This window comes from Pseudoduganella sp. GW821-FHT11H04 (assembly GCF_058807935.1).
In genome coordinates, this window is sequence record NZ_JBXARE010000017.1 from 103,252 (window position 1) to 113,189 (window position 9,938).

Sequence of the window (9,938 nt, forward strand, 5' to 3'; positions counted from 1 at the left end):
TTATTTTAATGAACCCGCAAGGATAGCAGCTGGGGCTTGGGCCAAAATGCGCACTTTCTCACATCCGCAGGCTGCGCTCAATAGCGCCGGAGGAGGCGGCCTTCAGCAGGCGTTGGAATTTTGGGCATTCGGCGTGGCTAGGCGCAGGGCACGCGGCGGCGTGACGCAATCCCTCGCTCATGGCTTTCAGCCGCTTGGCCAATGCCTCGATTTCTTCGGCCTTGGCCAGCAGGAAGGCGCGGTCGATGGAGGTGCCGCCATTCGGGGTGAACATGGCGCCAATTTCATCCAATGACAGGCCGGCCGACTGGCCGAGTGAAATCAGGGCAAGCGTATCGAGCACGCCGGGCGCATAGGTCCGCCGCAGGCCATTGCGGCCGGCCGGCTTGATCAGGCCCTTTTTCTCGTAATAGCGCAGCGCGGAGGCGGCAATGCCCGAGCGTTGCGAAACTTCGGCGATATCCATCAAAAACCCCTTGACTTGAAGTTGACTTCAACTTCTACAGTGTGCCCATCAACCAGGGAGATTGCAATGGAATTCATCATTATCGGCATTGGCGCCACCATCGTTTTCGATGCATGGCTATTGCTCCTTAAAAGCGTAGGCATGAAGACGATGAACATGGCCTTCATTGGCCGCTGGGCCGGGCACCTTGCGCAGGGCCGCTTCGCGCATGACTCGATTGCCGCTTCGCCGGCAGTGGGCGGAGAGCAGGCCCTGGGCTGGCTGGTGCACTACGCAACGGGCGTGGCGTTTGCCGCAGCGCTGGTAGCGGTGGCGGGCAGCGGCTGGCTGCATGCGCCCAGTATCGGACCTGCGCTGGCGGTTGGCATTGCGACGGTTGGCGCGCCGCTGTTCGTGATGCAGCCGTCCATGGGGCTCGGCGTGGCTTCGCGCAAGACCCCGGCGCCGCTCAAGAACTGCTTGCGCAGCCTGGCCAACCACGCCGTCTTCGGCCTGGGACTTTATTTATCCGCACTGATCGTCAAAGGAATCGCACCATGAAAAAACTGGCAGTCGTTTATCACAGCTCCCATGGCCACACGGAGCACATCGCCTCCCACATTGCGGCGGGAGCGCAAAGTGTGGCGGGCACGGACGTGCATGTGCTGAAAGCTTCTGAGCTGTCGGGTGCGCCCGAGTCGTTGATGCAGTACGACGGCATCCTGCTTGGGTCGCCGACCTATCTTGGCGGCGTGTCGGGTGTGTTCAAGAGCTTTATGGACGCTACCGGCAAGATGTGGCGCCATCAGCAGTTGAAGGGCAAGCTGGCCGCAGGCTTCACGGTGTCCTCGCTGCCCGCGGGTGACAAGCAATCGACGCTGATGTCGATGTTCACCTTCTGCATGCAGCACGGCATGCTATGGGTAGGCAACCCGATTTTGCCGGAACAGCAGCTCGGCGTGCCTTATGAGGAAGCGGCGAATCGTCTCGGATCCTGGTCGGGGATGATGGCGCAGGCCGGCCATGGCGCGCCGCGCGACGACTTCGTCGCGGGCGACATCAAGACCGCTGTGATGTTCGGCCAGAACTTCGCCGAAACGCTGGTCAGGCTTCGATAATTTCGAAGGTGTGGGTGATTTGCGCGGTCTTGGCCAGCATGATGCTGGCGGAGCAGTACTTGTCGTGGGACAGAGTGATCGCGCGATCCACCACTTCCGGCTTGAGGTCTTTGCCGGTCACGGTGAAGTGGAAATTGATCTTGGTGAAGACCTTAGGTTCGGCCTCGGCGCGTTCGGCTTGCAGGGTTACTTCGCAGCCACGTACGTCGGCGCGGCCCTTTTTCAGGATCAGCACTACGTCATAGGCGGTGCAGCCGCCGGTGCCAAGCAGGACCATTTCCATCGGGCGCGGCGCCAGGTTATGGCCGCCGCCTTCAGGCGCGCCATCCATATTGACCATGTGGCCCGAGCCGGTCTGGGCGCGGAAACTCATGCCCGAAGGGCCATTCCAGCTGACTTTCACTTCCATCGACTTATCTCCGTAAAATCCGTCCGGGCATTATACGGTCATCATGTATTTCTCGCTCTTCATGCGCCGCTCGGTATACCAGACGCACAGCATGGCCAGCAGCAGGCTGCTGAAGAATGTTTGCAAGAAGGGCAACAAGCCGATGCTTTGACCCTTGGCCAGCTCGCGCAGTAAGGTCTGGTTGGACAGCACGGGAACCATATACATCCACCAGCTATTGGTCAGGTTCAGCATCGGCACCACGACGACCGGCACGAGAGGCACGATCATCGTAAAGCTGACCAGGGTTTGCGCTTCTTTGAACGAGCGGGCGTTGATGGCCAGTGCGATTTCCAGCGCCGCAGCAAATAGCGACAGGGTGGCGGAGGCCAGGCATACCATGGCCAGGTCGCTCCAGCCCAGGCGCCAGGACAGGCCGATTTCTTCGAGCGGCAGCCACTTCAAAATCCCGTGCGCAATTGCCAGTTCGAGTGTGATGCCGACAATCGACAGCAAGGAGGCCGCCAGCCATTTGCCGATGATAAGGTCCGCCGGCCGCACCGGCTGGGCCATCAGCACTTCCAGCGACCGGCGCTCACGTTCGCCGGCCGTGCTGTCAACAGCAGTACTCATGCAAAACATGAAGGCCGGGATGAAGAAGATGCCCAGCATGGTGCTGATGGTATTGGCCGAACGCGATGCGCTGGTGCCGGTGTCATAGCGCTGCAACAGGACGGGGTTCAGGTTGGCAGGCGAAACGCCGTGCGCCAGCAAGCGCGCACCGGCGATATTGCGGCTGTAATCCTGCAGTACGTATTCGACTTCATCGATCTTGCGCGGCGTGTCGGAGGCGGAGTCGAACCACAGCTCTACCCGTGCTGGCCGCATAGCGTGATAGTTCTCGGCGAAGTCCGGCGTCAGGCGCAGCACGGCGACCACGGTCTGGCGCCGCAGCAGGGCATTGATGTCTTCTTCGCCCATTGGTTCCAGCTCGGTGATATTTACATTGCGCTGGCGTAGCTGGTTCATCAGGGTTGGCGCCTGGTCGCTGCCTATGACGGCCAGTTCGACGCCTTCGCGTTCGGGCTTGGTGGCGCGGTCGATCTGGCGCTGCAGTACGCCGCCGACCAGCAATGGGTACATCAGCACGAAGATCAGCAGGAGGCTGAGGGCGCGCCGGTCGCGCAGGGTTTCCGTCAGTTCCTTGCGCAGGACGATGGGGAATTTCAGCTTCATAGCTCGATGCCCTCCTCTGTGCCGACCAGGCGCACGAAAGCGTCTTCCAGGCTGGTCAGGCCGGCCTGTTCGCACAGTTGCTGCGGCGTTCCTTGCGTGACGGTGGTGCCGTTGGCGATCACTATCACGTCGTCGCAGGAATGGATCACTTCCTGCATCACGTGGGTTGCCATGATGACGCAGCAGCCATCCTCCTTCAGCGCGGCGAGGGCGCGGCGCAGTGCGCGTGTGCTCATCACGTCCAGGCCGCGGCTTGGTTCGTCCAGCAGCAGGTGGCGCGGCCGGTGCAGCAGGGTGCGCGCCAGTGCAACCTTGATGCGCTGGCCTTGCGAGAACCCTTTGGCGCGGCGGTCGATGATGTCTTCCAGTGACAGCAGTTCCGTGGTTTCCTTGATGCGGCGTTCGATGGCCGATTCTTCCATGTCGTTCAACTCGCCGAAGTAGCGCAGGTATTCGCGCGTGGTCAGCCGCTCGTACAGGCCAAACTGGTCGGTGAGTACGCCGATGTTGCGGCGAACCGTCATTGGGTCGACGGCGGGATCGACGCCGTCGATGGAGATGGTGCCGTGGTCGCGCTGAAGCAGGCCGACAAGGGTGCGCAGAAGGGTGGTCTTGCCGGCGCCATTTGGGCCAAGAAGGGCGGTGATGATGCCGTCGCGCGCGACAAAGCTGGCGCCAGCCAGGGCTTGCACCTTGCCGAAGCGCTTGCAGAGGTTTTGGACTTCGATCATGGTTGTGGTCCTGCGCTATTCAGCTGGAAGGTCGGGGCCGGGATTTCGTTGAGGCAGTTGGCTTTCACTGGCGCCGTTGGCTGGTCGAGAAATTGGCGCAGCAGGCGCGGCGAGCAACCGAGCGGGGATACGATATGTCCGCCGTTCTTCACGACCAGGTGCTGCGCGTTCTTCATGTATTTGCGTGCCGCTTCGGCACGGCGCGGCGGTGTCACCGGGTCGAGCGCGCCGGACATCAGCAGCACCGGGGCTTCAATCATCGACGGTTCCTTGTACGGCACGGCCGGCACTTCCATGGCCTCGCACATCTTCCCGATGCGCATGACTTGCGGTGCGCTCAGGAAGGAACCCTTGGTGTCTTCTTCCAGTAATTCCGGCGTCAGGCGCGGGAAGTCTTCGGCGCAGACCACCGCCAGGTGCAGCGGCATGGCCGGTCCCTCGGCAGAGAAGTCGCGCGCCACATTGCTGCGGGCGATGAAGGGCGCCCAGCGGTCCTGGTAGGCACTGTGGATCAAGAAGGGGAGGCGCCGGCTGTCCGCCTGCGAATAGAGGATGTTTTGCACGGTGCCGACGAAACGCATGCTGGTCATATTAATCTTACTCGTTTCGGCGGTGCGCGGATCGGGCAGGCTAAGCGCCGCCGGCGACGCCGTCAGCCGCATCGTCAGCGACTGGAATTCGGCGCGCAAATTAGGGAAGGCGGCTGCGCAGACCCGATCGTCGGCGCACTGCTTGAACAGGGCGTCCAGCGCAGCCTGGGCGTCGTGGGCGCCGGCCGGCACCACCTGGTCGGGCGCGGCCACCCCGTCCAGCACGAGGGAGCGCACGCTGCCGGGGAAAAGGCGGGCATAGGCCTGGGCCAGCCGGCTGCCGTATGAGCCGCCCCAGACATTGATGCGGCCATAGCCAAGGGCGCCGCGCACCGACTCGATATCGCGCGCGGCCTGCTCCGTTGTATATAGATTGAAGCGCTTGTTCAGCCCCTTGATGCAGGCGCGGGTCTGGTCGAGCAACTGGTCTTCCGTGGCGGTCTCGCTATTCTTGCCAGGTTTGCAATCGAGTTTGCCGGATAATCCAGTGCCGCGCTGGTCGATCAGCACGATGTCGCGTGTCGCGCGCACCTTGCGGAAGGTGCTGTTTAGCAGGGGCACCAGGTCGGAGCCCGCTTCTCCCGGGCCGCCGGCCAGCAGGAATAGCGGGTCGCGCCGCGCCGATTCGCGCAGGGCGGGGGCCACCGTCACGTGCAGGTTGAGCGTGGCGCCGGGGGCGTGGTGGTCGAGCGGCACGGTCAGCCGGATGCAGTGCAGCGCCTCTTCGGTGCCGGGCAAGTGGCAATCCTTGCCGGCTTGGGCTTGAGCCAGTGGCGGTGCCAGAAACATGGCTAACAGCGTGGCCGGCAGGGGCGAACGCATGGCCGTCTCCTCATGAGATTCCGGGGTTCCATAGTAGCCCGGCAATATCTGCTTAGCAACGGAAACGCGGTACAGGACGGGGTTGACCCAGCGGGCCTGGCCGGGCTATAATCGCCAGCTTTCCTTTTCGCTCGGGAAAACTAAACAAGAAGGCTGCGTCCGCTGAAGCATAGGGGCGGAACCACCGATAGAGCGTTTTTTATCTTTCACAGAAAGTTCAAACATGAAAACTTTTTCCGCTAAGGGCCATGAAGTCCAGCGCGATTGGTTCGTGATTGACGCGACGGACAAAGTCCTCGGCCGTGTTGCCAGCGAAGTGGCACGCCGACTGCGCGGCAAGCATAAGCCAGAATTCACCCCTCACGTTGACACCGGCGACTTCATCGTTGTCGTGAACGCAGGCAAACTGCGCGTGACCGGTACCAAAGCAACCGAGAAGACCTACTACCGTCACTCCGGTTACCCAGGCGGCATCTACGAGACCAACTTCCTGAAGATGCAGCAGCGCTTCCCAGGCCGCGCCCTGGAAAAGGCAGTTAAAGGCATGCTGCCTAAAGGTCCTCTGGGCTACGCCATGATCAAGAAGCTGAAAGTGTACGCTGAGGGTTCCCACCCACACGCTGCCCAGCAACCTAAAGCACTCGAATTCTAAGGAACTGACATGATCGGTAACTACAACTACGGCACCGGCCGTCGCAAGAGTGCAGTTGCTCGCGTGTTCATCAAAGCTGGCACCGGCCAGATCATCGTGAACGGCAAACCAGCAGCTGAGTACTTCTCCCGTGAAACCGGCCTGATGGTGATCCGTCAGCCGCTGGAACTGACCGGCAACGTTGAACGTTTCGACATCAAAGTCAACGTGCACGGCGGCGGCGAGTCCGGCCAGGCAGGTGCAGTGCGTCACGGTATCACCCGTGCACTGATCGACTACGATGCAGGCCTGAAGGGCGACCTGGCACGTGCCGGCTTCGTCACTCGCGATGCGCGTGAAGTTGAACGTAAAAAAGTTGGTCTGCGCAAAGCACGTCGCGCAAAGCAATTCTCGAAGCGTTAATCTTTACGCTCTCGTACAAAAAGCCGCTGGTCTCCAGCGGCTTTTTTTATTTTTGCCTTAAAATGGCTCCCTCGTCTAATTTTTACTTCGCAAGGAAGAGATCATGATCAAAGTAGGCATCGTCGGCGGCACTGGTTACACGGGTGTGGAACTGCTGCGACTGTTAGCCGTACACCCAGAAGTCGAACTGACCGCGATCACCTCGCGCAAAGAGGACGGCTTGCCGGTGGCTGAGATGTATCCTTCCCTACGCGGCCGCGTGAACATCGCCTTCTCCTCGCCGGACAAGGTGGACCTGACCCAGTGCGACGTGGTCTTCTTCGCCACCCCGCATGGCGTCGCCATGGCGCAAGCGCCAGAGCTGCTGGCCAAAGGCGTGAAAGTGATCGACCTGGCAGCGGACTTCCGCATCAAAGACCGCGCAGTGTTCGAAAAGACCTACAAGATCGACCACACCGCGCCGGAGCTGCTGGAGCAAGCCGTCTACGGCCTGCCAGAGCTGAACCGCGAAGACATCAAGAAAGCGAACCTGATCGCCAACCCAGGCTGCTACCCAACCACCATGCAGCTGGGCTTCGTACCGCTGCTGAAGGCGGGCCTGATCGACGCCGGGCACCTGATCGCCGACTGCAAATCCGGCGTGTCCGGCGCTGGCCGCAAAGCAGAAATCGGCACCCTGTTCTCCGAATCATCGGACAACTTCAAGGCCTACGGCGTGAGCGGCCACCGTCACACCCCGGAAACCGCGGCTCAGCTGCAGCGCTACACCAGCGAGAAGGTCAACCTGATTTTCACCCCGCACTTGGTCCCGATGATCCGCGGCATGCACTCGACCCTGTACGCGCGCCTGAATAAGGACGTATCGAACGAATCGCTGCAAAAGCTGTTCGAAGACGCGTACGCCGACCAGCCGTTCGTCGATGTCATGCCATGGGGCTCACACCCGGAAACCCGCAGCACTCGCGGCGCCAATATGCTGCGCCTGGCGCTGCATCGCCCGAACGATGGCGACACCCTGATCGTGCTGGTGGTGCAGGATAACTTGGTGAAAGGCGCGTCCGGCCAGGCAGTGCAGTGTATGAACCTGATGTTCGGCCTCGATGAGGGCCTGGGCCTGCAAACCATCGCCCTGATGCCATAAGTGGAAGCTGCTGCTGAACAGGCCCGTGTGCCGATGCTGGCGCGCGTGGTCGGCCTGGCTGCGGTCCTGGTCGCCGGCGGCGTGCTGGCGATGTGGGGTGTCGACCTGGGCAAGCGCGTGATTGGCGTGTCGCAGGGCGAGTCCAGTCCTTCGGTGAAAAAGCAGCTCGCTGCAACCGAGCTGGAACTGGCCCGCATGACCGCCGAGCGCGATGCCCTGGCTGAAAAGCTGAAAGCAGCGCCTTCGCCCGCCGCAGCAGCGCCCGCGCAGAATGCAGCATCCGATGCCGAACTGGCAAAGTTGAATGCCGACCTGGCCTTGCTGGAAGACATTCTTGAACCAGCACCTGCCGGCGCCGGCCTGTTAATCGCCGGCATGCAAGCGCGCATGGCATCGCCAAAGCTCTTGCATTACACGGTTCTGCTCCAATATGGGGCGAAGAAGAAAGGTCCATCGGCTTTCACAGGCAAGCTCAAGCTGGCGGTGACCGTGACCCAGGATGGCAAGAAAACCGTGCTCGAGTACCCGAAAGAGGGGGCCGAGCGCTACGAATTGAAAGTGGACCGCTACCAGCGCGTCGATGGCACTTTAGAGCTGCCGGAAGGCGTCACAGCTAGCGCGGTCAAGGTAAGCCTGTCGGAAAAAGGAAAAATCGTTGCCACTGAGGCAACGACAGTGCACAGCCTCTAAAGCGGCCAGCTCCGGCATGGACTATAATGGGACAACTGATTTTAAGTAGGAGTAACACATGACTGCAGTAGCCGAAGACGTGATTCCGGCACCGATCGTTTTCACCGACGCCGCGGCCGAGAAAGTAGCGCAACTGATCGAAGAAGAAGGCAATCCAGACCTGAAGCTGCGCGTATTCGTGCAGGGTGGCGGTTGCTCCGGCTTCCAATACGGCTTCACCTTTGACGAAATCGTCAACGAAGACGACACCACCATGGTGAAGAACGGCGTCCAGCTGTTGATCGACTCGATGAGCTACCAATACCTGGTAGGCGCCGAGATCGACTACAAAGACGACCTGGAAGGCGCACAATTCGTGATCAAGAACCCATCCGCAACTTCGACCTGCGGCTGCGGTTCCTCCTTCTCCGTATAAGCAATCCAATTACGGCTCAGCCCGTGTCCCACCTTGGGGTCACACCCGATTTGAGACACGGACTCTGCTGCTAATTGCTGAGCCCGTGTCTCATTTGGGGTGTGACCCCATGGTGGGACACGGGCTCGTGCGTTAACGGGGGTAGAGGGCGCCGAGGATGCGCTCGCCGCGGGCGCCGGTGACCGATGGCAGGTTGCCGGGTAGGCGTTCGCCGAAGCGGTAGGCGAGCCAGGCGAAGACCATTGCTTCCACTCGGTTGGGCGGGACGCCCAGCGCATCGGTTGATTGGACTTTGGTGGCTTCGCCCAGCTCCAATTGGAGTTCGCGCATGAGGGTGGCGTTGTAGGCGCCGCCGCCGCAAACATAGAGTGCATCCACACCATGCGGAGCGATTTCGCGCGCCAGGCTGACGGCTGTCAGGCGCATCAGGGTGAACATCACATCGTCGGGCTTGGCTTCCGGGAAGCGCGCTAAATGGGCGTCCAGCCAGTCGGCATGGAACAGGTCGCGACCAGTGCTTTTCGGCGCGGGCAGGGCGAAGTAGGGCTCCGACAGCAGCGCGGCCAGCAGGCCCGGCACTTCTTTGCCCGACGCGGCCCAGGCGCCGTTATCGTCGAATTCCACGCCTTTGTGGCGCGAGATCCAGGCATTCATCAGCACATTGCCGGGGCCGGTGTCGTAGCCGCCCACGGCGCCTTCCTTATGCAGCACGGAGATATTGGCGATGCCGCCGATATTGGCCAGCACGCGCGTCTTCCCTTCCTTGCCGAACAGGGCCTTATGACCAGCCGGGACCAGGGGCGCTCCCTGGCCGCCCGCCGCCACGTCGCGCGAGCGGAAGTCGGCGATCACATCGATGCCGCTCAGCTCGGCCAGCAGGGATGCGTTGATGATCTGTCGCGTGAAGCCCAGTTCGGGGCGGTGGCGAATTGTCTGCCCATGCGCACCAGCGGCACGCACGTCGGCGGATTTCATATCCGCCTTGGCCAGTAACTGAGCGACGCAATCGGCATAAAGCTCCGCCAGCTTGTTGGCAGCCAGCGCCTCGCGTTCAATTTCGTTGGGGGAGGCGGCCTGCAGCGCCATCAGCTCATCGCGCAGCGCTTGCGGGAATTCCACGTATGCCGCCGACATGGTGCGCGCAGCACCCGCCCAGAAGTCCACCAGGACGCCATCGACGCCGTCCAGGCTGGTACCCGACATCATTCCAATATATAGGCTCATACCTTATTGTAAGTCGGGGTCAGGTCGAGCAAACGGACAAAAGGCGCACTTTTGTGCGCCTTTTGTCCTGTCTCTTCTCCCCCT

At 61.4% G+C, this 9,938-nt stretch carries 13 protein-coding genes; 7 read left to right on the top strand and 6 right to left on the bottom strand.

From position 1 onward, the window contains the following. Positions 1 to 58: 58 nt before the first annotated feature. Positions 59 to 466, bottom strand: coding sequence for a helix-turn-helix domain-containing protein (locus AC1RTP_RS25405; protein WP_498611428.1), 408 nt, complete (start codon positions 464 to 466; stop codon positions 59 to 61). A gap of 66 nt (positions 467 to 532) precedes the next feature. Here AC1RTP_RS25405 and AC1RTP_RS25410 point away from each other — a divergent pair, with 66 nt between their 5' ends. After that, on the top strand, positions 533 to 1,006 hold the full coding sequence (locus AC1RTP_RS25410) for a DUF2938 domain-containing protein (RefSeq protein WP_498611429.1): 474 nt from the start codon (positions 533 to 535) through the stop codon (positions 1,004 to 1,006). Continuing rightward, positions 1,003 to 1,563, top strand: a complete 561-nt coding sequence (locus AC1RTP_RS25415; protein WP_498611430.1) for a flavodoxin family protein — start codon at positions 1,003 to 1,005, stop codon at positions 1,561 to 1,563. The genes AC1RTP_RS25410 and AC1RTP_RS25415 overlap by 4 nt, the downstream gene beginning before the upstream one ends. Here the strand turns inward: AC1RTP_RS25415 and AC1RTP_RS25420 are convergent. The 4 genes from AC1RTP_RS25420 to AC1RTP_RS25435 are packed head-to-tail and all read right to left on the bottom strand — an operon-like array spanning position 1,550 to position 5,330. Continuing rightward, on the bottom strand, positions 1,550 to 1,972 hold the full coding sequence (locus AC1RTP_RS25420; protein ID WP_498611431.1) for an OsmC family protein: 423 nt from the start codon (positions 1,970 to 1,972) through the stop codon (positions 1,550 to 1,552). The two genes, AC1RTP_RS25415 and AC1RTP_RS25420, sit on opposite strands and share 14 nt — an antisense overlap. 30 nt (positions 1,973 to 2,002) lie before the next feature. Next, a complete protein-coding gene (locus tag AC1RTP_RS25425) occupies positions 2,003 to 3,187 on the bottom strand; it encodes an ABC transporter permease (protein ID WP_498611432.1) in 1,185 nt (394 codons plus the stop codon). After that, entirely contained in the window at positions 3,184 to 3,918 is a 735-nt protein-coding gene (locus AC1RTP_RS25430; RefSeq protein ID WP_498611433.1) for an ABC transporter ATP-binding protein, read from the bottom strand. The genes AC1RTP_RS25425 and AC1RTP_RS25430 overlap by 4 nt, the downstream gene beginning before the upstream one ends. After that, positions 3,915 to 5,330, bottom strand: coding sequence for an alpha/beta hydrolase (locus tag AC1RTP_RS25435; RefSeq protein WP_498611434.1), 1,416 nt, complete (start codon positions 5,328 to 5,330; stop codon positions 3,915 to 3,917). The genes AC1RTP_RS25430 and AC1RTP_RS25435 overlap by 4 nt, the downstream gene beginning before the upstream one ends. 223 nt (positions 5,331 to 5,553) lie before the next feature. Here AC1RTP_RS25435 and rplM point away from each other — a divergent pair, with 223 nt between their 5' ends. The 5 genes from rplM to erpA all read left to right on the top strand — a co-directional run bounded on the left by rplM (position 5,554) and on the right by erpA (position 8,630). Next, on the top strand, positions 5,554 to 5,982 hold the full coding sequence (rplM, locus tag AC1RTP_RS25440) for a 50S ribosomal protein L13 (protein ID WP_028102306.1): 429 nt from the start codon (positions 5,554 to 5,556) through the stop codon (positions 5,980 to 5,982). A gap of 9 nt (positions 5,983 to 5,991) precedes the next feature. Then, a complete protein-coding gene (rpsI, locus tag AC1RTP_RS25445; RefSeq protein WP_028102305.1) occupies positions 5,992 to 6,384 on the top strand; it encodes a 30S ribosomal protein S9 in 393 nt (130 codons plus the stop codon). A gap of 103 nt (positions 6,385 to 6,487) precedes the next feature. Next, a complete protein-coding gene (gene argC, locus AC1RTP_RS25450; RefSeq protein WP_498611435.1) occupies positions 6,488 to 7,525 on the top strand; it encodes an N-acetyl-gamma-glutamyl-phosphate reductase in 1,038 nt (345 codons plus the stop codon). Then, on the top strand, positions 7,526 to 8,215 hold the full coding sequence (locus AC1RTP_RS25455) for a DUF6776 family protein (RefSeq protein WP_498611436.1): 690 nt from the start codon (positions 7,526 to 7,528) through the stop codon (positions 8,213 to 8,215). 58 nt (positions 8,216 to 8,273) lie between these two features. Then, positions 8,274 to 8,630 carry an iron-sulfur cluster insertion protein ErpA gene (gene erpA / locus AC1RTP_RS25460; protein ID WP_028102302.1) on the top strand — a complete coding sequence of 119 codons (357 nt, stop codon included), beginning with the start codon at positions 8,274 to 8,276 and terminating at the stop codon, positions 8,628 to 8,630. Between the two features lie 132 nt (positions 8,631 to 8,762). Here the strand turns inward: erpA and AC1RTP_RS25465 are convergent, their stop codons facing one another. Then, on the bottom strand, positions 8,763 to 9,854 hold the full coding sequence (locus AC1RTP_RS25465; protein WP_498611437.1) for an anhydro-N-acetylmuramic acid kinase: 1,092 nt from the start codon (positions 9,852 to 9,854) through the stop codon (positions 8,763 to 8,765). Positions 9,855 to 9,938 lie beyond the last annotated feature (84 nt).

Excerpts from the sequence above, each read along its gene's own strand:
- AC1RTP_RS25405 (WP_498611428.1), bottom strand. The coding sequence starts at position 466 with ATGGATATCGCCGAAGTTTCGCAACGCTCGGGCATTGCCGCCTCCGCG.
- AC1RTP_RS25410 (WP_498611429.1), top strand. The coding sequence starts at position 533 with ATGGAATTCATCATTATCGGCATTGGCGCCACCATCGTTTTCGATGCA.
- AC1RTP_RS25415 (WP_498611430.1), top strand. The coding sequence starts at position 1,003 with ATGAAAAAACTGGCAGTCGTTTATCACAGCTCCCATGGCCACACGGAG.
- AC1RTP_RS25420 (WP_498611431.1), bottom strand. The coding sequence starts at position 1,972 with ATGGAAGTGAAAGTCAGCTGGAATGGCCCTTCGGGCATGAGTTTCCGC.
- AC1RTP_RS25425 (WP_498611432.1), bottom strand. The coding sequence starts at position 3,187 with ATGAAGCTGAAATTCCCCATCGTCCTGCGCAAGGAACTGACGGAAACC.
- AC1RTP_RS25430 (WP_498611433.1), bottom strand. The coding sequence starts at position 3,918 with ATGATCGAAGTCCAAAACCTCTGCAAGCGCTTCGGCAAGGTGCAAGCC.
- AC1RTP_RS25435 (WP_498611434.1), bottom strand. The coding sequence starts at position 5,330 with ATGCGTTCGCCCCTGCCGGCCACGCTGTTAGCCATGTTTCTGGCACCG.
- rplM (WP_028102306.1), top strand. The coding sequence starts at position 5,554 with ATGAAAACTTTTTCCGCTAAGGGCCATGAAGTCCAGCGCGATTGGTTC.
- rpsI (WP_028102305.1), top strand. The coding sequence starts at position 5,992 with ATGATCGGTAACTACAACTACGGCACCGGCCGTCGCAAGAGTGCAGTT.
- argC (WP_498611435.1), top strand. The coding sequence starts at position 6,488 with ATGATCAAAGTAGGCATCGTCGGCGGCACTGGTTACACGGGTGTGGAA.
- erpA (WP_028102302.1), top strand. The coding sequence starts at position 8,274 with ATGACTGCAGTAGCCGAAGACGTGATTCCGGCACCGATCGTTTTCACC.
- AC1RTP_RS25465 (WP_498611437.1), bottom strand. The coding sequence starts at position 9,854 with ATGAGCCTATATATTGGAATGATGTCGGGTACCAGCCTGGACGGCGTC.